Origin of the sequence: Streptomyces sp. ML-6 (genome assembly GCF_030116705.1) — a bacterium.
Classification (GTDB): Bacteria; Actinomycetota; Actinomycetes; order Streptomycetales; family Streptomycetaceae; genus Streptomyces.
Genome location: NZ_JAOTIK010000001.1, coordinates 3833239 through 3854159 on the forward strand (window position 1 = coordinate 3833239; position 20921 = coordinate 3854159).

At 72.0% G+C, this 20921-nt stretch carries 16 protein-coding genes; 8 read left to right on the forward strand and 8 right to left on the reverse strand.

What is annotated here, in order from left to right; genetic code table 11:
- Positions 1-307 precede the first annotated feature (307 nt).
- From OCT49_RS16935 to OCT49_RS16960, 6 genes are all read left to right on the forward strand, one after another.
- Positions 308-1954, forward strand: a complete 1647-nt coding sequence (locus OCT49_RS16935) for a protein kinase domain-containing protein (RefSeq protein WP_283852732.1) — start codon at positions 308-310, stop codon at positions 1952-1954.
- Positions 1955-2023: 69 nt separating this feature from the next.
- Positions 2024-2899 (forward strand): hypothetical protein, encoded by an 876-nt coding sequence (locus OCT49_RS16940; RefSeq protein WP_283852733.1) that lies wholly within the window; start codon positions 2024-2026, stop codon positions 2897-2899.
- Between the two features lie 117 nt (positions 2900-3016).
- A complete protein-coding gene (locus OCT49_RS16945) occupies positions 3017-3631 on the forward strand; it encodes a PadR family transcriptional regulator (RefSeq protein WP_283852734.1) in 615 nt (204 codons plus the stop codon).
- Between the two features lie 193 nt (positions 3632-3824).
- Entirely contained in the window at positions 3825-4649 is an 825-nt protein-coding gene (locus OCT49_RS16950) for an ABC transporter ATP-binding protein (RefSeq protein ID WP_283852735.1), read from the forward strand.
- Positions 4646-7498: an FtsX-like permease family protein gene (locus OCT49_RS16955; protein ID WP_283852736.1), complete on the forward strand. Its 2853-nt coding sequence runs from the start codon at positions 4646-4648 to the stop codon at positions 7496-7498. The genes OCT49_RS16950 and OCT49_RS16955 overlap by 4 nt, the downstream gene beginning before the upstream one ends.
- A 111-nt stretch (positions 7499-7609) precedes the next feature.
- Positions 7610-8158: a bacterial proteasome activator family protein gene (locus OCT49_RS16960; RefSeq protein ID WP_283852737.1), complete on the forward strand. Its 549-nt coding sequence runs from the start codon at positions 7610-7612 to the stop codon at positions 8156-8158.
- A 268-nt stretch (positions 8159-8426) separates the two neighbouring features.
- On the opposite strand, the gene OCT49_RS16965 is transcribed toward OCT49_RS16960, so the two are convergent.
- From OCT49_RS16965 to pdhA, 7 genes are all read right to left on the reverse strand, one after another.
- Positions 8427-9413, reverse strand: a complete 987-nt coding sequence (locus OCT49_RS16965) for an NAD(P)H-quinone oxidoreductase (RefSeq protein ID WP_283852738.1) — start codon at positions 9411-9413, stop codon at positions 8427-8429.
- A 123-nt stretch (positions 9414-9536) separates the two neighbouring features.
- Entirely contained in the window at positions 9537-10673 is a 1137-nt protein-coding gene (locus OCT49_RS16970) for a potassium channel family protein (RefSeq protein WP_283852739.1), read from the reverse strand.
- Positions 10631-12367 (reverse strand): molybdopterin molybdotransferase MoeA, encoded by a 1737-nt coding sequence (locus OCT49_RS16975; RefSeq protein WP_502963473.1) that lies wholly within the window; start codon positions 12365-12367, stop codon positions 10631-10633. The genes OCT49_RS16970 and OCT49_RS16975 overlap by 43 nt, the downstream gene beginning before the upstream one ends.
- Positions 12368-12777: 410 nt before the next feature.
- A complete protein-coding gene (locus OCT49_RS16980) occupies positions 12778-13647 on the reverse strand; it encodes an NTP transferase domain-containing protein (RefSeq protein WP_283852741.1) in 870 nt (289 codons plus the stop codon).
- Positions 13648-13880: 233 nt separating this feature from the next.
- Positions 13881-15395 (reverse strand): dihydrolipoamide acetyltransferase family protein, encoded by a 1515-nt coding sequence (locus tag OCT49_RS16985; RefSeq protein WP_283852742.1) that lies wholly within the window; start codon positions 15393-15395, stop codon positions 13881-13883.
- The gene (locus tag OCT49_RS16990; protein ID WP_283852743.1) at positions 15395-16426 is read right to left on the reverse strand and encodes an alpha-ketoacid dehydrogenase subunit beta; all 1032 of its coding nucleotides are present in this window, start codon (positions 16424-16426) and stop codon (positions 15395-15397) included. Before OCT49_RS16990 ends, OCT49_RS16985 begins: the two co-directional genes overlap by 1 nt.
- Positions 16423-17586, reverse strand: a complete 1164-nt coding sequence (gene pdhA, locus OCT49_RS16995; RefSeq protein ID WP_283852744.1) for a pyruvate dehydrogenase (acetyl-transferring) E1 component subunit alpha — start codon at positions 17584-17586, stop codon at positions 16423-16425. The genes OCT49_RS16990 and pdhA overlap by 4 nt, the downstream gene beginning before the upstream one ends.
- A gap of 264 nt (positions 17587-17850) precedes the next feature.
- Between pdhA and OCT49_RS17000 the strand changes: the two genes are divergently transcribed.
- Positions 17851-18357 carry an Lrp/AsnC family transcriptional regulator gene (locus OCT49_RS17000; protein ID WP_502963474.1) on the forward strand — a complete coding sequence of 169 codons (507 nt, stop codon included), beginning with the start codon at positions 17851-17853 and terminating at the stop codon, positions 18355-18357.
- A gap of 126 nt (positions 18358-18483) precedes the next feature.
- Here the strand turns inward: OCT49_RS17000 and OCT49_RS17005 are convergent, their stop codons facing one another.
- Entirely contained in the window at positions 18484-19077 is a 594-nt protein-coding gene (locus tag OCT49_RS17005) for a TetR/AcrR family transcriptional regulator (protein WP_283852746.1), read from the reverse strand.
- Positions 19078-19200: 123 nt separating this feature from the next.
- On the opposite strand from OCT49_RS17005, the gene paaN reads away from it, so the two are divergent.
- Positions 19201-20901 (forward strand): phenylacetic acid degradation protein PaaN, encoded by a 1701-nt coding sequence (paaN, locus tag OCT49_RS17010; RefSeq protein WP_283852747.1) that lies wholly within the window; start codon positions 19201-19203, stop codon positions 20899-20901.
- Positions 20902-20921: the final 20 nt, after the last annotated feature.

The window sequence follows — 20921 nt, forward strand, 5'->3', positions numbered from 1 at the left end:
TGGGGCCTTCCGGTTCGGATCGCACCGGTCCCGCGGGACCGGTGCGATCCGAACCGGAAGGCCCCAGCTGCATTGCCACGCCACGCTACAGCCTCCACCGGGCACCCCGTGGCCGACAGGGGCGCGTCATCCGACCGCCCGGCGCGCCTTCCGCAGGAAATCCATGTTGTTCCTGTAACGCTTCCGAGACGCTTCTTGTGCGTAGGGTCACGGAACGGGCACCTGGCTTGACGTGTCGTACCCCTGGGGCAGACTTGGCGCGTAAATAGGGATGATCGCGTCAGTCGCGCCGAGGGGGAAGCAAGTCATGAGCCAGGACGGCGCACACGGCGCTCAGGGTCGCTATGCGGGCGGTTCGGTCGCCGGCGGCCGCTACCAGCTGCGCGATCTGCTCGGCGAGGGCGGAATGGCGTCCGTGTACCTGGCGTACGACACCGCGCTGGACCGCCAGGTCGCGATCAAGACCCTGCACACGGAACTGGGCCGCGAGCAGTCCTTCCGCGAACGCTTCCGGCGCGAGGCCCAGGCTGTCGCAAAACTGCAGCACACCAACATCGTCTCGGTCTTCGACACCGGCGAGGACGAGCTCGGCGGCGCGCTGATGCCGTACATCGTCATGGAGTACGTCGAGGGCCAGCCGCTCGGCTCCGTGCTCCAGGCGGACGTCCGCAACCACGGCGCGATGCCGGCCGACCGGGCGCTGAAGGTGACGGCCGACGTCCTGGCCGCGCTGGACACCAGCCACGAGATGGGCCTGGTCCACCGCGACATCAAGCCCGGCAACGTGATGGTGACCAAGCGCGGCGTCGTGAAGGTCATGGACTTCGGCATCGCCCGCGCCATGCAGTCGGGCGTCACGTCGATGACGCAGACCGGCATGGTCGTCGGCACCCCGCAGTACCTCTCCCCCGAGCAGGCCCTGGGGCGCGGCGTGGACGCCCGCTCCGACCTGTACTCGGTCGGCATCATGCTGTTCCAGCTGCTGACCGGGCGGCTCCCCTTCGACGCGGACTCGCCGCTCGCGATCGCGTACGCGCACGTCCAGGAGGAACCGGTCGCGCCCTCCACGATCAACCGGTCGATCACGCCGGCGATGGACGCGCTCGTCGCCCGTGCGCTGAAGAAGAACCCGAACGAGCGCTTCCCGAGCGCGGCGGCGATGCAGGACGAGATCGCCCGCGTGCTGAACGCGGGCGGCACCACGGGCGCGCCGATGATCGTCGCGGGCGGCGGCGCCCCGGCGAACAGCGGTTCGGGCGTCGGCTCCGCGGTCTTCCCCCCGGTCGACCAGTCCGGCGCCACGCCCCAGAGCGTCCAGACGCCGTACCAGCCGGGCCCGTACCCGTCGGGCGCCCAGCCGGGCCCGTACGGGCCGACGACCCCGGCCCCCACCCCGGCGCCGTCCTACGGCTACCCGCAGTCGCCCCAGCCGTACCAGGGCCAGGCCCCGGCCCACCAGACCCCGCCGCCCTACACCGTCTCCCCGCAGACCCGGACCCAGCCGCAGTCCGGCTCGGGCGGCAGCGGCTCGAAGCGGAACATGCCGGTGCTCGTGGGCGCGATAGTGGTCTCCCTGGTCGCGATCGGCGGGCTGATCACGGTGCTCTCGCTGAACGGCAAGGGCGAGAAGGACCCGGATCCGAACAAGTCGACGGCCGCGGGCGAGCACAAGCCGCCGGAGCGGAACCGGACGATGGACACCGAGAAGTGCACGGACGCCATGGAGAACAACGACGACCCGAACAAGGTCGACGCTCCCAGCTTCGTGTACAAGGACATCCTCTCCGCCCGGGCCTGCGCGGACGCGGCCGGCTGGACCATCAAGGTGGTCAAGGAACCGGGGAACACCTACGCGGAGGACCAGGTCGTCAACCAGTTCCCGTCGTCCGGCACCGCCGTGCCGAAGCAGGGCGCCCACTTCGAACTGCGTGTCGCGACGGGCGACCCGGCCTGAGGCGGGCTGCCCGACTTGGGCAGCTGCATCCAAAATGCCGGGCACGCCGTCACATGTGACGCTGTGCCCATGTCTCCAGGACTTCTGCCCTCAGGACTTCTGCCCGCGCATCCCACCCGGTGCGTGGCCTGCCTGGTACTGACGGCGGGCGCGGCGCTGGGGGCTGCGGCGGGCGCGACGCGGGCCGACCAGCACCCGTCCGCCATACCCCCGGGTCCGTTCAGCGCACCGGCCACGCCGCCCGCTCCGCCCGCGACCGCCTCGGCCGGGCCCGCCTCCGCCGCATCCTCCGGTGCACCCGGCGTCGAACCGGCGGGCGAGGAGGCGGGGAAGGAGCCGGACGGCGTGCCGGACGAGGGGGCTGGAGGGAAGACCGGCGAGGGAGAGGCCGAAGGAGGCGCCACTCCTTCGGGTGCACCGCCGGGTGCGGCTTCGGGTGCGGCTTCGGGTGCGTCTTCGGGCGCGGTGGCCTCCGTTCCCCCGGGGGGCCGACCGCCCACGCCCGCGCCTCCGGGCGCCCCGGCACCAGGCTCCTCACCCACCTCCTCGCCCGCCTCCGCCTCACCCTCCGGGGCCGGGGCCGGGGACGGGGAGGGGGCCGTCTCCGGCAAGGCGTCCTCGCCTCCCGACGCGCAGTCCCCGCTGGCCGGGCGCGAGGCCGGGCAGGGGCGGTTGCGGCCCGGACGGCCGTTCTCGCCGTGGGAGCTCGCGCACGCGGACGGCCTGCTCGATCCGCCCGAGGAGCGGACCCCGGTGACCGTTCCGGAGCCGGTGCCCGCCGCCACCCCCGTGGAGATCGCGCCCACCGGGACGGAGGGGCCCCCGCAGCAGGCCCTGGACGCGCCGACCGTCAGCCAGGTGAAACAGGTGTCGCTCGGCATGGGAATCGCCCTGATCGGGCTGGGGCTGGCCTTCCTGGCGTTCCGCATGCGCCGCTCGAACTGACCCCCGCCCGAGCCCGTCCAAGCCCTGTGCCCGGGCCCCCGCCTGAACCCTCCGATCGGCCTCGGGCCTCCCGGCGGAGGTTTGCATCGAACAACATACTCGGTATACATACTGAGTATGTCGATCCGCCACGGGCTGCTGGCCCTCCTGGAGCGGGGCCCCCGGTACGGCTCCCAGCTCCGCACCGAATTCGAATCGCGCACCGGCTCCACCTGGCCGCTCAACGTCGGACAGGTGTACACGACGCTGGGCCGGCTGGAGCGTGACGGCCTGGTCGTCCAGGACGAGGAGGACGACCGGGGGCACGCCCTCTACGCGATCACCGACGACGGACGCACCGAACTGCGGAACTGGTTCGAGACGCCCGTCGACCGCAGCAACCCGCCCCGGGACGAGCTGGCCATCAAGCTCGCGATGGCGGTCGGCGCGCCCGGGGTGGACATCCGCGCCGTCATCCAGTCCCAGCGCCGCCACACCCTGAAGGCGATGCAGGACTACACCCGGCTCAAGGCCCAGTCGCTCAACTCCGTCCCGTCCAACCGCGACGAGGTCGCCTGGCTGCTCGTGCTGGAGCAGATGATCTTCCAGGCGGAGGCCGAGGCCCGCTGGCTGGACCACTGCGAGACCCGGCTGGTCCGGCTCGCCGAGGCCGCCGCCACGGAGCCGGAGCCCGAGGTCCGTACCCCCGGCCGCGCCACGTCCCGTACCGGCCGGGCGCGCAGCCGACGCTGACGCGTACCGCGCATCGCGCATCACGAGCCACACGAGCCGCACGAGCCGCAGGCCACGAACCGTAGGCCGCGAACCGCGGGCCGCGGGCCGCGCACCACCGGCCCGCCCCACAAGCCGGCCCGCCGGCCCGTCGCGGCCCCGTCACCCCGTCGCCCGTGACCACACACCCGTTCCCAGGGGGGAACCACCCGCCATGTCCTCACACGCCCCGTCCCGATCCGCAGCACCCGCCGGTTCACCGCCGTCGGCCGGCACCCCGGTGCTCGAACTCCGGGCGCTCACCCGCACCCACGGCTCCGGCATCGCCGAGGTGCACGCCCTGCGCGGCATCGACCTCCGCGTGCACGCCGGTGAATTCGTCGCCGTGATGGGCCCCTCGGGCTCCGGCAAGTCGACCCTGCTGACCATCGCGGGCGGCCTCGACACCGCGACCGGCGGCCAGGTGATCATCGAGGGCCAGGACCTCGCCGCCCTCGGCCGAAAGGACGTCGCCGCCCTGCGCCGCCGCAGCGTCGGCTACGTCTTCCAGGACTACAACCTCATCCCCGCCCTCACCGCCGCCGAGAACATCGCCCTGCCGCGCGAACTCGACGGCGTCTCCGTCCGCAAGGCCCGCAAGGAGGCGCGGGCGGCGCTGGAGGAGATGGGGCTCCTGGAGATCGCCGAGCGGTTCCCGGACGAGATGTCCGGCGGCCAGCAGCAGCGGGTCGCGATCGCCCGTGCGCTGGTGGGGGACCGGCGTCTGGTGCTCGCCGACGAACCGACCGGGGCCCTCGACTCCGAGACCGGCGAAGCGGTGCTCGCCCTGCTGCGCAGCCGCTGCGACCAGGGCGCGGCCGGGGTGATGGTGACCCATGAGCCGCGGTACGCGGCCTGGGCCGACCGGGTCGTGTTCCTCCGGGACGGCTCGATCGTCGACCAGTCGTTCACCGCCGACGCCGACTCGCTGCTCACCGTCGGAGCCCCTGGAGCCGCAGGCACCACTGGCCCCACCGGAATCACCGGGACCGCCGAGTGAGCGTCTTCACGGGCTGGCGCGCGGCCCTCCGGATAGCCCGGCGCGACGCGTTGCGGGCCAAGGGCCGCAGCGCGCTGGTGGTCGCGATGATCGCCGTACCGGTGCTCGGCGTCACCGCGCTCGACGTGACGTACCGCAGCGCGGCTCCGACCACGGCCGAACAGCTGACGGCCGATCTGGGCTCCGCCGACGCCCTCTTCAGGGACCCGCGGAACGGCCCCATCGAGCAGCTGCCCGACGGCGACATGTATGTGGCGGTCGACGAGGAGGCGGTCCCGGACGAGAACAGCCCGGCGATCGACATCAGCACCACGTTCCCCAAGGGTTCGCGGGCGCTCGACATCCGGTCCGCCCCGGCGGACGTCACCACCGCGTACGGCATCACCAGCACCGACATCTTCGAGATCCGGACCTCGGACAAGATGGTCCGCGGCATGGTCGACCTCGTACGCGGCTCCTACCCGCACGGCGCGGGCGAAGTCGCCGCCACCGAGCCGTTCCTGGAGTCGACCGGGCTGGACGTCGGCTCGACCACCACCGTGCGCAACTCCGGCAGGAAGTACCGGATCACCGGCGTCGTCGAGAAGCCGGACGCGCTGAAGACCAAGGCACTGTACGCCGATCCCGGAGCGGTCCTCGCCCCGTGGAAGACCAGGGCCGAGCACGACAAGAAGGTGCTTCCGCCGAACGAACGCCCCGTGCAGTGGCTGGTCGAGGCCCCCGAAGGGGCGGGAGTGACCTGGCCGGACGTCCTCCGGGCCAACAAGTCGGGTGTTCTCGTCAAGTCCCGTCAGGTCGTGCTCGACCCGCCGCCGGACTCCGAGGTTCCGCTGGCCAAGAAGGGCTACCAGTCGTACGCGAGCGGTTCCGACGAGCTGAGCGTCGCACTCGTCACCGTGGTCGCCATGGCGATCCTGGAGATCGTGCTGCTCGCCGGGCCCGCCTTCGCGGTCGGGGCGCGCCGCTCCCGCCGTCAGCTCGGTCTCCTCGGCACCTGCGGCGGGGACCGGCGCCATGTCCGGGCCGTGGTGCTCGGCGGGGGTCTCGTCCTCGGCGGGGTCGGGGCGGTGACCGGCACGGTGGCCGGAATCGGGCTCACAGCGGTGTTCCGCCCGATACTCGAGGACCTGGTCGGACACCGCTTCTTCTCCCTCGAACTGCGGCCCGTGGAACTGCTGGGCATCGCGGCGTTCGGCCTGGTCACCGGACTCCTGGCGGCGTTCGCCCCGGCGATCGTGGCGAGCCGGCAGTCCGTGCTCGAATCGCTCACCGGCCGTCGCGGCGTCCGCCGCTCCTCCCGGATCCTGCCGATCCTGGGCTGCTGCGTCCTGGCCATCGGCACCGTCGTCGCCGTCCACGGCGGCACCACCGGCGACTCGGGACTGGTCGCCGGCGGTTCGATAGTCGCCGAGCTCGGGCTGCTCGCCTGCATCCCGGTGCTCGTCGGCCTCCTCGGCCGGGTCGGCCGACGGCTACCGCTCTCGCCCCGGATGGCGCTGCGCGACGCGGCCCGCAACCGCGGCCGTACGGCTCCGGCGGTCGCGGCCGTGATGGCGGCCGTCGCGGGATCGGTGGCCGTCGCCACGTACATGTCCAGCACCAAGGCCGAGAACGAGTTCGACTACGTTCCCGCGATGACGCAGGGCACCATCCTCCTGTCCTCCTCCTACTCCTCCGGGGCCGATGTCGCCGAACGGCTCCGGCGGGCCCGGCCCGCCGTGGAACGGAGCCTGGCCGTCACCGGCAAGCGCGCCGACTACCGGCGGGTCTGGGCGGGCAGCGACTGCAACGTCTACAAGTCCGAAAGCTGCGGCTCGCTCGAAATGGTCGTACCTGCCGGGAAGGACCACGCCTGCCCGCTCACCGGCAAGGGCGCCAAGGCGCTCGCCGCCCGGCTCTCCGCCGACGAGCACAAGGAACTGATGCGCTCCCCGGCCTGCCTGACCCGCCTCATGCCGTCGGGCATCTTCAACTCCGACATGAGCAACATCGTCGTCGCGGACGAGACCCTGCTCGACGTCTACGCGAAGTTCGCCGACCCCGCCGCCACCGAGGCCCTGGCCGCGGGCACCCCGGTGCTGCTCAACAAGACGTACGCGAAGAACGGCGAGGTCACCATCAAGGCGGTCCACCGGTACAGCGAGAAGGACAAGAAGAACCGGGCGGCGCAGCACCCGGACAAGCCCCGGACCACCACGACGAAGCTGAAGGTGTACGTGGCGCCCGAGAAGTACGCGGCCACCCCCGGGGTCAGCATGATCATGCCGCAGAAGACAGCGGAACGGCTCGGCCTGCACACCTCGCCCGCCGGAAGCGTGTACACCGCCGCCCACCCACCGACGAGCGCCGAGCTCCAGCGGGCGCGCGCCGCGATCGACCAGGCCGGCGGCGGCCTCTGGGTGCAGGGCGAATCGGGCCCCTACGGGACGGAGGACACCATGATGGTGGTTCTCGTCCTGCTCGCCGGGATGGTGACCCTGGGTGCCGCGTCGATCACGACGGGCCTCGCCAAGGCGGACGCCGAGGCGGATCTCACCACGCTCAGCGCGGTGGGCGCACCCCCGGGCGTACGGCGGAAGCTGTCCGGCTTCCAGTGCATGGTGGTGGCGCTCACGGGGGTGGTGCTCGGCACGCTGGCGGGGCTGGTGCCCGCGGTGGCACTGCGCCTCGTCGACCTGCGCGAGGCGCTGAGGACAATGCGCGCGGAGCCCATGGAGTCGGCGTACACCCCGATCGTGCTGCCCTGGAGCACCATCGGCCTGCTCGTCGTGGGGGTTCCGCTGCTGGCCGGACTGCTCGCGATGGCGTTCACCCGCTCGCGCCTCGCCCTGGCCCGCCGGGCCGGGTAACCGTACGGATGACGGCGCGACCGGCCGATCCGGTGCCCCCCGCGAACGGTGGATCAACCGTTCTCGGGGGCACCAAGGTGTTGTGCGGCAGGTGTGCGAGACAATGTCGCCATGGAGATGCCGAGGAATGAACGGTCGCAGGAGCACCCCCAAGTCCTCGTGGTGGGGCAGGACGGCATGGCGATCGGCGGCGGTGGCACTGACGACGAATCGCGTGAGGTCCCGGTGACGGAGATGGTCGAACAGCCCGCGAAGGTCATGCGCATCGGCAGCATGATCAAGCAGCTCCTGGAGGAGGTCAGGGCGGCTCCTCTCGACGAGGCGAGCCGGGTCAGGCTCAAGGAGATCCACGCCGGTTCCGTGAAGGAGCTGGAGGACGGCCTCGCGCCGGAGCTGGTGGAGGAGCTGGAACGGCTCTCCCTGCCGTTCACCGACGAGTCCGTGCCCTCCGAGGCGGAGCTGCGGATCGCCCAGGCCCAGCTGGTCGGCTGGCTGGAGGGTCTGTTCCACGGCATCCAGACGACGCTGTTCGCCCAGCAGATGGCGGCGCGGGCCCAGCTGGAGCAGATGCGCCGCGCCCTTCCGCCGGGCAGCGTCCACGAGGACGAGGACGGCAGCGGGGATCCGCACGGCGCCCTGCGCTCGGGCCCGTACCTCTGATCCCCCGCCGCTGACCGCGCCTACGGTCACCGGGCCGGACGCAGAACCGCTTCCCGGCCCCACGAGCCCCAAGCCCCACAGCCGACAGCAAATCAGCGCAAATCAGCGCAACGCACCGCACCACATCGCCGAGGCCCGGCGCACCTGGTCCATGACCTGCGCGCCGGGCCTCGGCGGTGAATCAGCCGCACCTCTGCCCGGTACCGCGACCAGACACCGGCACCGGTACCGACCGGACCCCGGTACCGGCCGGACCCCGGTCCGCTGCTCAGCCCACGGGTGCCCGCAGCAGCACCTTTCCGACGTGGGCGCTCGACTCCAGCACCCGATGGGCCTCGGCGGCCTCCGGCAGCGGCAGCGTGCGGTCCACGACCGGCCGGACGATGCCGTCGGCGATCAGCGGCCACACGTGCTCGCGCACCGCGGCGACGATGGCGGCCTTCTCGGCGAGCGGACGGCCGCGCAGCGAGGTCGCGGTGATGGCGGCCCGCTTGTTGAGCAGGGCACCCAGATTCAGCTCGCCCTTGACGCCCCCCTGGAGGCCGATGACGGCCAGCCTGCCGTTGACGGCGAGCGCCTTCACGTTCCGGTCCAGGTACTTCGCGCCGACGATGTCGAGGATGACGTCCGCGCCGGCCCCGTCCGTGGCCTTGCGCAGCTCCTCGACGAAGTCCTGCTCCCGGTAGTCGATCAGGATGTCGGCCCCGAGCTCCGCGCAGCGCGCCAGCTTCTCCGGCCCCCCGGCGGTCACCGCGACCCTGGCCCCCACGGCCTTGGCGAGCTGGATCGCCATCGTGCCGATGCCGCTGGACCCGCCGTGCACCAGCAGCGTCTCGCCGGGACGCAGGTGGGCCACCATGAAGACGTTCGACCAGACCGTGGCGGTCACCTCGGGCAGCGCCGCGGCCAGGACCGGGTCGATCCCCTCCGGTACGGGCAGCAGCTGCCCGGCGGGCACGGCCACCTTCTCCGCGTATCCGCCGCCCGCGAGCAACGCGCAGACCTGGTCCCCGACCGACCAGCCGGTGACGCCGGGCCCGACCGCCGAAACACGGCCCGCGCACTCCAGCCCGGGGTACGGGGACGCCCCGGGCGGCGGGTTGTAGAAGCCCTGCCGTTGCAGCACGTCGGCGCGATTGACCGCACTGGACACGACATCGACGAGGACCTCGCCCTCACCGGCCACCGGATCGGGCACCTCGGCCCACACGAGTGCCTCGGGGCCGCCGGGTTCGGGGATCGTGATCGCATACATGGCCGCGAGGCTACCCGTGCCCCCGGACGGACCACGAAACCGAACCGAACCACGCCGAGACGAACCACGCCACCCCGAACCGGCCCGCCTCGAACCGAACCGCGCCGAGGAAAACCGCTCCGGCTACGAACGCGACATGGTCGGAGGCTGCTTGTCCGGCGGCAGGTCGTTCACGGCGCGCACGATGGTGATCAAACGGTCCGTCAACTGCAACGGACTGGCCGCCGGATCGTCGTAACCGAGCAGCCGGTGCCCCCGCAGAACGCTGACCACCAGGTCGTCCGTCTCCCGGACGCTCTTGCCCACCTCGGCCTTTATCACCGGCCGTTCGACGAGATCGAGCCCGCTGCCCTGCTGGATCAGGTCCTCCATCACCGTGCCCGCGCTGGGGCTGAGGACGGAGAGACCCAGCAGCCGGCCCGCCGCGCTGGCGCTGGTGATCACGGCATCGGCCCCGGACTGCCGGAGCAACGGCGCGTTCTCCTCCTCGCGCACCGCGGCGACGATCTTCGCGCCGCGGTTGAGCTGCCGGGCCGTCAGCGCCACCAGCACCGCCGTGTCGTCGCGCTGGGTGGCGATGATGATCTGACGCGCCTTCTGGAGCTCCGCCCTCAACAGGACGTCGCTGCGCGTCGCATCGCCGATCACACCCACGAACCCTTCGGCGTTGGCGACCTCGATCACCTTGGACGCCGGGTCGACGATGACGATCTGTTCCTTCTTCAGGCCGGTGGCGCGCAGGGTCTGGATGGCCGAACGGCCCTTCGTCCCGAAGCCGACGACGACGGTGTGGTCACGCAAGTTGGTTCTCCAACGCTTCAGCCGAAAATCCTCCCGGGTCCGTTCCGTGAGGACCTCAAGAGTGGTGCCGACCAGAATGATCAGGAAGAGCACCCGCAGCGGTGTCACGAGCAGCACATTGGTGAGCCGGGCGCCGTCCCCGTACGGGGTGATGTCGCCGTAACCGGTGGTGGAGAGCGTGACTGTCGCGTAGTACACCGCGTCCAGCAGATCGACCTTGTCGTCGGCGGCGTCGTGATAGCCCTCGCGGTCCATCCAGACGATCAGCACGGTCACGGCGAGCACCAGCAGCGCCATCAGCAGCCGCTTGGCGACCTGCCGGGCCGGTCCGTCGACGACACGTCTCGGAAGCAGCACCCGCGTGGGCAGAGCCTTCTCGTCGGCACGCCTGGCCATCGCATCGTGGCCGGGAAGTTTCACGTGAAACGCCCTTCCGTCCACGGCAGCGCCGGGGCCCACGGCAGGTCGAGGATTTCCACCTCGGTGCCGGACCGTACCCCGCCGGGCGGTACGACGGCCAGACCGTCGGCAGCGACGATCCCGCGAAGCATCGCCGGACCGTTGTAGTGCAGTGGTACGACGTACTCGCCGCCACCGCCGTTCCCGGTTCCCATTCCGCCCCTGCCGTATCCGCCACCGGTTCCCGAGCCGCCACCGTATCCGCTGCCCGTTCTGCCCGCGGAGCCGCGTCCGCCACCCGGTACGTCGGTGAAGCCGGCGGCGGGCGTCGCGGGCCCGGCGCTGCGGCGGGCGACGGGCACCAGCCGGGTGTCATGCGGATGCCCCTGCACCGCGTCCCGCACGACGGCCCGGCGCGCCGGTTCCGGCATTCGACCCGCCAGCCCGTGCAGCAGCGGAGCGGCGAGGGTGAGGAGCGCGGAGACGGCGGCCAGCGGATTGCCCGGCAGCCCGACAAGGTACGCCCTCCCCTCGCCTGCCTTCTCACCCGCCTTCTCGCCTGCTCTCTCGCCCGTCGCACGAGCCTCCGGTTTCCCGTCTCCCTCACGGGCCCCCGGACCCGGCGTCGGCACCGGCCCCGGCGCCTGCCCCGGTTTCCTGAGCCCGGCCAGGAGCATCGGGTGACCGGGGCGGACGGCGACCCCGTCGACCAGCAACTCTGCCCCGATCTCGGCAAGCACCGGGTGGACATGATCGACCGGGCCCGCGGCCGTGCCCCCGGTGGTGATGACCAGATCGACATCCGTGCTGGTCAGAGCATGTCGCAGGGCCTCGGCGTCATCGCCGAGCCGCTGCGGGTCGGCCACCTCGGCGCCCAGCGCGCGCAGCCAGGGACCGATCATCGGGCCGAGTGCGTCACGGATCAGGCCCTCGTGCGGCAGCCCCTCGGTCAGCAGTTCGTCACCGAGGACGAGGACGTCGACCCGGGGCCGGGGCGCCACGACGAGCGTGTCGTACCCGGCCGCCGCGGCCAGACCGAGAACGACGGGGGTGACCACGGCCCCGGCGGGCATGAGCCGGTCCCCGCAACGGCATTCCTGCCCGCGCGGCCTGATGTCCTGCCCGGGGACGACCGAACGCGTCGCGTGAAGCAACCCCTTGGCCTCGTCCACGCGCGCGTGTTCGCTACGGATCACGGCGTTGGCGTTCACCGGGATACGGGCCCCGGTGGCGATCCGCACGGCATCCCCGTCGGGCAGCGGGGCGGGAGCACTCCGCCCGGCGAGAATGCCCGGCTTTCGGCCCGGACCCGCCCCCGACGCCGAACCGGCCCCGGCCTCCTTCTCGCCCGCCCCTGCTCCCTCCCCTTCCCTGGTCACGGGAGCCTCGCGGATGGTCCACGGTCCCGGCCCGGAAACGACCCAGCCGTCCATCGCGGAAGTATCGAAGGACGGCAGATCGGTGAGCGCGACGAGCGGCTCGGCGAGTACGTGGCCGAGTGCCCGGTCGAGCCCGAGCCGATCGGTCGTCCGTACAGCCGCCCCGCGCCCGGCCCGGGCCGCGAGCGCACGCGCCTCCCGCCAAGGGACCGGCCTCTCGTGCCGGTCACGCCCCGGGGCCCGGCCGGCGCCGCCTCCGCTCACCGGCACCGACCCGCCCGACCGGGACCCCGAACACACCCCCGGCCCTGGATCCGGGTCCGGGCCCGCCGGGTCCAACCGGTTCGACGAATCCGATCGCCCCGGAAGATCCACCCCACCCGAGGAGTCCGCGCTGTCCGAGGAATCCACCCCGTTCGAAGGGGCGGACCCGTCCGAGAGGCTCGGCCTGTTCGGGGAATCCGACTGATCCCGGCAATCCTGACCTTCCGGGCGTTCCGGGCGTTCCGGGAATCGGGAAACCGTGAGGTCGAGGCGCGTCTCGGGGTGAGGTCGGCCCACCGGACGGAGCTCCTCGGCCGTCCGGCGCCTGACCAGGGCGAGAGCCTCCTCGACAGCCCTTTCCTCCTCCGAAGCCGGATCGGGGGCCGGGCCGGGGACCCAACCGGGATCGGAACCGGGGTCAAAGGCGGGTCCGGCCCCGGAGGCAGAAGCGTGGACGGCCCCGGGAACAGACGCGTGGTCCGCTGCCGGCCACCAGGCACCCGCCCCGCTGTCGCGAGTCGTCATTGCGTCTCGTTCTCGTCCGCCCAGCGGCGGGCAAGCGCGGCGGCCTTCCGCGCGGCTTCGGCCACCGCCTCCACGGCACCGTCCCCGTCCCCGGCCCCGTTCCTGTCCTGACTCGCCTTCGCCGCCGCGTAGCCGACCAGAAAGGTTGTCAGCGGCGCGGCAGGCCGGGCGACGCCGTGGGCGGCGTCACGGGCGAGGTCGAGCAGGACATCGGTGTCGACGTCGAGTTCGATGCCGAGTTCGTCCTTGACTGCGGTGATCCATTCGTCCAGCACGACCCCATGCTCTCTGATGCGTGCCCGGGCCGACGCGATGTCCTTCCAGGTGTCGCAGTCGAAAGAGGCCAGGGGGTCGCCCTCCACCCGCGCGAGATCGAGTTCGTGCGTCAGCAGGCGCAACGGGAGTCCGGACAGTCCCCCGTGCTCGGTGGCGATCAGCGCGAGCTCGCGGCGCAGCGGTTCGGCACCGTAGACGGCGACGAGCGGCTGGTCACGCCCGTCCTGGTCGACGCACAGGGCTCCCTCGCGCCGCCCGTCCTCCGCGGCCGCCAACAGCGCTCCGACGGTGTCGGCCTCCAGGAACGGCAGATCGGCGGAGAGCACGAGAACCCACTCCGCCGTGGTCAGCCGGACCCCGGCGTCGAGCGCGGCCAACGGTCCACCGCCCCGCGGCACTTCGTACGTCCAGGTCACCGCCCGTGCAGTGGGCCGACGCCCGCCCACCACGACTGTCGTCGAGGCGTCGGCGCAGGCCGAGAGCACCCGGTCGAGCAGCGCACGGCCACCAACCCGGACTCCCGGCTTGTCGGCGCCGCCGAGCCGCTCGGCGGCCCCTCCGGCAAGGACGATGGCGTCATAGGCGGTCATGCGTCCGAGTATGCGGGCCGCGCTCCCGCGCCGTTCCCCCGCGTCCGTGTTCCGGTGGGCCCGCCGGAACACGGACGCGGGGAACACGAACGCAGCACGGAGAACACGAACCCTGCGCGGGAAACACGAACCCTGCGCGGGAAACCCGGACGTGTCACGGGGAACGCAGGCCCCGAGCAAACGGGCGTGGAGGAAACAGACGCGGAGGAGACGGGTCCCGCGGCTGTTTCCGCCTACAACGTGCGCAGCAGTACAGCCGGTTGTTCCACGCAGTCGGCTATGTAGCGGAGGAACCCGCCGGCCGTGCCGCCGTCGCAGACCCGGTGGTCGAAGGTCAGCGAGAGCTGGACGACCTGGCGTACGGCCAGCTCGCCCCCGTGCACCCAGGGCTTGGGCACGATCCGGCCGACCCCCAGCATCGCCGCCTCGGGGTGGTTGATGATCGGGGTCGATCCGTCGACCCCGAACACCCCGTAGTTGTTCAGCGTGAACGTGCCGCCGGTCAGCTCCGCCGGGGTCAGCCGCCCGGCTCGTGCCGCCTCCGTCAGCCGGGCGATCTCGGCCCCGATCGACTCCGCGTTCCGGACATGCGCGTCCCGCACGACGGGGACCACCAGCCCGCGATCGGTCTGGGCCGCGAACCCGAGGTGGACCTCCGGCAGCCGCACGATCTCCCGCGCCTCCAGGTCCACGGTGGAGTTGAGCTCGGGGAACCGGGCCAGCGCGGCGGTGCAGATGCGCGCCAGCAGGGCGAGCACGGACACCTTGGGACCGGCCGCCGGTCCACCGGCGCCGTTCATCGCGGCTCTGGCCGCCATCAGTTCGGTGGCATCGGCATCGACCCAGCACGTGGCGTCGGGGATCTCCCGCCGACTGCGCGCCAGCTTGTCGGCGACCGCGCCCCGCACACCGCGCAACGGAATCCGCTCCGCGCCCGCGCTCACGACCCCGCGCGCCCCCGACGGCTGCGCCGAAGCCGACGCCGCCGTCGCCGTTCCCGCCGCAGGAACCGCAGCCGGACCTCCAGCCGGAACCGCAGTCGACGAAGGCGTGGCCGACTCTTCCAGCATCCTGATCGCGGCCTCCACATCGGCCCGCAGGATCAGCCCGTCCGGCCCGGAACCCGCCAGTTTCCGCAGGTCAAGACCGTGCTGCCGCGCCAGCTTCCGCACCGGAGGGGAAACGACCGCCACCGGGCCCGACTCCGCGACCGGAGCTGGAGCCGGAGCGGCGGCCCCGGCCGTCACCTCCGCGGACACCCGTGCCACCGACGCCTCGGGGCGGACCCGCCGCCGACGTGCCACCGGCGCGCCCGTCCCGTACCCGACCAGCACATTGCCTGACGACTCCGCCGCCCCAGAACCGGAACCAACCCCAGCACCAGCCCGAGTACCAGCACCGGAGCCCGCACCGCCCCCACCACCGGAACCGGAATCAGCTCCGGCTTCGGCTCCAGCACCAGAGCCGGCGTCCCGACCAGCACCGCGTCCCGTCTCCTGCGGCGACCCCACCGCGACCGTCAGCAGCGGTGCCCCGACCGGGAGTTCGGCCCCTTCCTCGCCGAACCGCGCCGTGACCACACCTCCGTACGGACACGGCACCTCCACCATCGCCTTGGCCGTCTCGACCTCGACGACCGGCTGGTCGATGGCGACGACGTCGCCGACCTCCACCAGCCAGCGCACGATCTCCGCCTCGGTGAGCCCCTCACCGAGGTCCGGCAGCTTGAATTCGAGTACCTGGGCCATCAGCTCTCCGCCTCCCACTGCAAGCGGGCGACCGCGTCCAGCACCCGGTCCACACCCGGGAGATGGTGCTTCTCCTGCATCGGCGGCGGATACGGGATGTCGAAACCGGCGACGCGCAGCACCGGCGCCTCCAGGTGGTGGAAGCAGCGCTCCGTGATCCGGGCCGCTATCTCACCGCCCGGCCCGCCGAACCCGGAGGACTCGTGGACGACGACCGCACGCCCCGTGCGCCGCACGGAAGTGGCGACGGTCTCGTCGTCGAACGGCACCAGGGAGCGCAGATCGACGACTTCGAGGTCCCAGCCCTCCTCGACGGCCGCTTCCGCGGCCTCCATGCAGACGGGCAGCGAAGGTCCGTACGTGATCAGCGTGGCGCTGCGCCCGGTCCGGCGGACCACGGCCCGGCCGATCGGTTCCACGGCCACCGGAGCCTCGGGCGACCAGTCGGCCTTCGACCAGTAGAGCCGCTTCGGCTCCATGAACACCACCGGGTCGTCGGAGGCGATCGACGCCCTCAGCAGCCCGTACGCGTCCTCGACCGTGGCGGGCGTGACGACGTGGAGGCCGGGCGTCGCCATGTAGTACGCCTCGGAGGAGTCGCTGTGGTGCTCCACCCCGCCGATCCCGCCGCCGTACGGCACCCGCACCGTGATCGGCAGCGGCATGGCGCCGGCCGTCCGGTTCCGCATCTTCGCGACATGGCTGATGAGCTGCTCGAAAGCCGGGTAGGCGAAGGCGTCGAACTGCATCTCCACCACGGGTCGCAGCCCGTACATCGCCATGCCGACCGCCGTGCCGAGGATGCCCGCCTCGGCCAGCGGGGTATCCGTGCAGCGGTCCTCGCCGAATTCCTTCGCCAGGCCGTCGGTGATCCGGAAGACCCCGCCGAGCGCACCCACGTCCTCGCCGAGCACATGCACCGTCGGGTCCTGCGCCATCGAGTCGCGCAGCGCCCGTCCGAGGGCCTGGGCCATCGTGGCGGGCTTGGTCCTCGCCGTCCGCTCCCCGGTGGCAGCCGCCGCCGTCGTCATCGCCGCTCCTCCACGTCCTCGTCGCCGTGCTGGTCCTGCTCCGCGTCCAGTTCGACGCGCAACCGGGCGGCCTGTTCCCGGAGTTGCGCGGTCTGTTCCTCGTAGACGTGGGCGAACAGGTCCATCGGGTTCAGCACCGGGTCGGCGTTCATCCGCTCGCGCAGGGCGGCCGCCATCCGGTCCGCGGCCTCCCGCGCCTCCTCGATCCCCTCGTCACCGAGCAGCCCCCGCCCGGTCAGCTCCCGCTCCAGGATCCGGATCGGGTCGTGCTCGCGCCACGCCTCCACCTCGCTCTCGACGCGGTAGCGCGTGGCGTCATCGGCGTTCGTATGAGCGTCCATGCGGTAGGTCACCGCCTCGACGAGCGTCGGGCCCTCCCCGCGCCGGGCCCGCGCCACCGCCTCGCCGAGCACCTGGTGCACGGCGGGCGCGTCGTTGCCGTCCACCAGACGGCCCGGCATCCCGTATCCCACGGCCTTGTGCGCCAGGGACGGCGCGGCCGTCTGCTTCGCCAGCGGTACGGAGATCGCGAAGCCGTTGTTCTGTACGAGAAAGACCACCGGGGCCCGCCAGACCGCGGCGAAGTTCAGCGCCTCGTGGAAATCGCCCTCGCTGGTGCCGCCGTCGCCGACCATGGCCAGCGCCACCACGTCGTCGCCCTTGAGCCGGGCCGCGTGCGCCAGCCCCACCGCGTGCGGCAACTGGGTGGCCAGGGGAGTGCAGAGCGGGGCGATGCGGTGCGCCCGCGGGTCGTAACCCGTGTGCCGGTCACCGCGCAGCAGCGTCAGCGCCTCGACCGGGTCCAGCCCCCGCGCCACCGCCGCGAGGGTGTCGCGGTAGCTGGGAAAGAGCCAGTCCCGCTCCTCCAGCACCAGGGCGGCCGCTATCTCGCAGGCCTCCTGGCCCGTGCTCGACGGGTAGACGGCGAGCCGGCCCTGCTTGGTGAGCGCGGTGGCCTGCGCGTTGTACCTCCGGCCGCGGACCAGCTCCGCGTAGAGGCGCAGAAGCAGCTCGGGATCGGCGTCCGCCACGGCGTCCGTACCGAGCACGCGGTACGGCTCGGGGTCCGGGAGCAGCGGCGCAGGATCGGTGAGCGGCTTCCAGGCCGGGGGCGGCGCGGGCCGGTAAGCAGCCGCGCCGGGCAGCTCTTGGACCGTCATGACAAGCACCTCCTGGCATCGAGGGGTTTCGAGCGGCGTCTGTCGGCACCGAGGGATGGCCCGGTGCCGAGGGGTGTCGAAATACATCGAAATGTCGAGCGCTGTCCGAGGCGCCGATGCGGCGTTCCTCACCTACCGATTGTTCGGTCGCGAGCGCATTTTGGCTACAGGCACCTCCAGCCTGTGGACAAACGGTTCTCCACAACCTGGGATAGAGGCAGGTCGTCCAGGACGGGGAGGCACGGGCACATGTCAGCTGAACAAATGGCCGCCTGGGGAGAGGATCCCGGCCGCCCCCTCCCCGCCCGCCCGCTCGACGCCATCGACCGCGACATCCTGCGACTGCTCCAGACGGACGGACGCGCCTCGATCCGTTCGGTGGCCGACCGCGTCCATGTATCGCGGGCCAACGCCTACGCCCGGATCAACCGGCTCCTCGACGACGGCGTGATCCGTGGTTTCAGCGCGCGCGTGGACCACGAGCGGGCCGGTCAGGGCGCCTCCGCGTACATCACGCTCAAGATCGTCCAGAATTCCTGGCGCACCGTGCGCGAGCAGCTCCAGGCGCTGCCCGGGGCGACCCACATAGCGCTGGTCAGCGGCGACTTCGACGTGCTCCTGCTGGTGCACACCCCGGACAACAGGTCACTGCGCGAGCTGGTCCTCACCAAGATCCAGGCCATCCCGGAGGTGCTCTCGACCCGCACGCTCCTGGTGTTCGAGGAGACGGACCTGGCACCGGGCCCGGACAGGCCCACCGAACTCACCTGAAGCGCGCGTTCTCGGCCCCGCCCGGCCGGAAAAATCCGGGGCCCGCTCGACCGGAAAACCCTGCCCCCGACCGTCGGGAGCGAGCCATTCGGCGGCCGATGGTTCAACGACTCGACGGTCAGTGGCTCAACGGCTGGAGCGCATGCCCTCGAAAGCCACCCGGACCAGCGTGTCCGCCAGCCGCTCGCCGTCGACCCCGCCGTCCGGCAGCGGGCGGTACCACTCCACCAGCGAGTTGACCATTCCGAAGAGCAGCCGGGTCACCAGCCGTATGTCCACGTCGGAACGGAGGTCGCCGTCCGCGACCGCGGCCTTGAGCAGCTCGGTCACCCGCTGGTCGAACTCGCGCCGCCGCTCCATCGCCCAGCGTTCCGTATTCGTGTTGCCCCGTACGCGCAGCAGCAGCGTGACGTAGGGAAGTTCGGCTATCAGCACGTCGACGGTGCGGCGGGTGACGTACTCGACCCGCTCGATCGCCCGCCCCCGCGTCGCTCCCGGCTCGTCCAGAATCCCGAAGAGCCCGTCCAGCGCCCGGCTGACCGCCCGCCGCAGCAGTTCTTCCTTGCCCGCGACATGGTGGTAGATGGACGACTTGGAAATGCCCGCCGCCTTGGAGAGATGCTCCATGGACGTGCCGTCGTAGCCGCGCTCGTTGAAGACACGGACGGCGACGGTGAGCAGGGTCTCCGGGGTGTACGTGTCCCGCTTGGCCGTGGTCATGTCCGCGATCCTCCCCTACGAGTTGTCCACAGGTTTGGCGGGCCCCCTTGTCCCGACCGATCGTTCGGTTACTCTAACTCTGTCCGTCCGTCCCTGCCCAGCTCGACGAGGAGTTGGTCCGTCATGGCCGCCGAGCTCTCCCCGCAACTGCTCTCCGACAAGCACCGACCCACGCTCGACCGGGCCCTCGACGCGATCCGCACGCGCGCCTACTGGTCCCCGCACCCCGAGCATCCGAAGGCGTACGGCGAGGGCGGTGCGCCCGGCAGCCTGGGCCCCGCCGAGGGCAAGGCCGCCTTCGACGCCGTGCTGAACACCCGGCTCGACCTCGGCCAGCCCGGCACCGACGGCTGGACGGGCGGGGAGGTCTCTCCGTACGGGCCGGAGCTGGGCGTGGAATATCCGCACGCCGACCCGGACGTCCTGCTGCCGGCGATGCGTGCGGGGATGGGCGCCTGGCGGGAGGCGGGACCCGAGACCCGGGCCCTGCTCTGTCTGGAGATCCTCGCCCGGATCAGCGCCCGGACCCACGAGTTCGGTCACGCCGTGATGCACACCAGCGGCCAGGCCTTCATGATGGCGTTCCAGGCGGGCGGCCCGCACGCCCAGGACCGCGGCCTCGAAGCCGTGGCGTACGCCTACGAGGAGCAGGTGCGCACGCCGGGAAGCGCCGACTGGTCCAAGCCCCAGGGCAAGCGCGACCCGCTCGAGCTGCACAAGTCGTTCACCGCGGCACCGCGCGGCGTCTCGCTGCTGATCGGTTGCAACACCTTCCCCACGTGGAACGGCTACCCCGGCCTCTTCGCCTCCCTGGCCACCGGCAATCCCGTCCTGGTCAAGCCGCACCCGCGCGCCGTGCTGCCGCTCGCGCTCACGGTGCAGCTGGCCCGTGAGGTGCTCGCCGAGGCGGGCTTCGACCCCAACCTGGTCGCGCTGGCGACCGAGCGGCCGGGCGAGGGCATCGCGAAGACCCTCGCGCTCCGCCCCGAGGTCAAGATCATCGACTACACCGGCTCCACCGCGTTCGGCGACTGGCTGGAGACCAACGCCCGACAGGCCCAGGTCTACACGGAGAAGGCCGGGGTCAACACGATCGTCGTCGACTCCACGGACGACTACCGCGGCATGCTGTCCAACCTGGCGTTCTCGCTCTCCCTGTACAGCGGCCAGATGTGCACGACCCCGCAGAACCTGCTGATCCCCCGGGAGGGCATCACCACCGACGCCGGCGACAAGTCGTACGACGAGGTGGTGGCCGACCTCGCCGGTGCGGTGACCGGCCTGCTCGGCGACGACGCCAGGGCGAACGCGCTGCTCGGCGCCCTGGTCAACCCGGACGTGAAGGCACGCCTGGAGGCCGCTCCGGACCGGGGCGAGGTCGCCCTGGCCTCCCGCGAGGTGGCCAATCCGGAATTCCCCGACGCCGTGGTCCGCACCCCCGTCGTCGTCAAGCTGGACGCCGCCAAGCCGGACGACGAGGAGCACTTCCTGTCGGAGTGCTTCGGGCCGGTCGCCTTCGCGGTGGCGGTCGACTCGACCTCCGACGCCCTGGACCTGCTCCGCCGCACGGTCCGGGACAAGGGCGCGATGACGGTCGGCGCGTACACCACCTCGCCGGAGGTGGAGAGCGCGGTGGTGGACGTCTGCCTGGACGAGTCGGCCCAGCTGTCGCTGAACCTGACCGGCGGTGTGTACGTCAACCAGACCGCGGCCTTCTCCGACTTCCATGGCTCGGGCGGCAACCCGGCGGCGAACGCGGCGCTGTGCGACGCAGCCTTCGTCGCCAACCGCTTCCGCATGGTGGAGGTCCGCCGCCAGGCGTGACCACCGGGGAGGCGTGGGCC

Bases quoted from the DNA above. Each gene is read 5' to 3' on its own strand.
- OCT49_RS16935 (WP_283852732.1), top strand. From the start codon at position 308: ATGAGCCAGGACGGCGCACACGGCGCTCAGGGTCGCTATGCGGGCGGT.
- OCT49_RS16940 (WP_283852733.1), top strand. From the start codon at position 2,024: ATGTCTCCAGGACTTCTGCCCTCAGGACTTCTGCCCGCGCATCCCACC.
- OCT49_RS16945 (WP_283852734.1), top strand. From the start codon at position 3,017: ATGTCGATCCGCCACGGGCTGCTGGCCCTCCTGGAGCGGGGCCCCCGG.
- OCT49_RS16950 (WP_283852735.1), top strand. From the start codon at position 3,825: ATGTCCTCACACGCCCCGTCCCGATCCGCAGCACCCGCCGGTTCACCG.
- OCT49_RS16960 (WP_283852737.1), top strand. From the start codon at position 7,610: ATGGAGATGCCGAGGAATGAACGGTCGCAGGAGCACCCCCAAGTCCTC.
- OCT49_RS16965 (WP_283852738.1), bottom strand. From the start codon at position 9,413: ATGTATGCGATCACGATCCCCGAACCCGGCGGCCCCGAGGCACTCGTG.
- OCT49_RS16980 (WP_283852741.1), bottom strand. From the start codon at position 13,647: ATGACCGCCTATGACGCCATCGTCCTTGCCGGAGGGGCCGCCGAGCGG.
- OCT49_RS16985 (WP_283852742.1), bottom strand. From the start codon at position 15,395: ATGGCCCAGGTACTCGAATTCAAGCTGCCGGACCTCGGTGAGGGGCTC.
- OCT49_RS16990 (WP_283852743.1), bottom strand. From the start codon at position 16,426: ATGACGACGGCGGCGGCTGCCACCGGGGAGCGGACGGCGAGGACCAAG.
- pdhA (WP_283852744.1), bottom strand. From the start codon at position 17,586: ATGACGGTCCAAGAGCTGCCCGGCGCGGCTGCTTACCGGCCCGCGCCG.
- OCT49_RS17000 (WP_502963474.1), top strand. From the start codon at position 17,851: ATGGCCGCCTGGGGAGAGGATCCCGGCCGCCCCCTCCCCGCCCGCCCG.
- OCT49_RS17005 (WP_283852746.1), bottom strand. From the start codon at position 19,077: ATGACCACGGCCAAGCGGGACACGTACACCCCGGAGACCCTGCTCACC.
- paaN (WP_283852747.1), top strand. From the start codon at position 19,201: ATGGCCGCCGAGCTCTCCCCGCAACTGCTCTCCGACAAGCACCGACCC.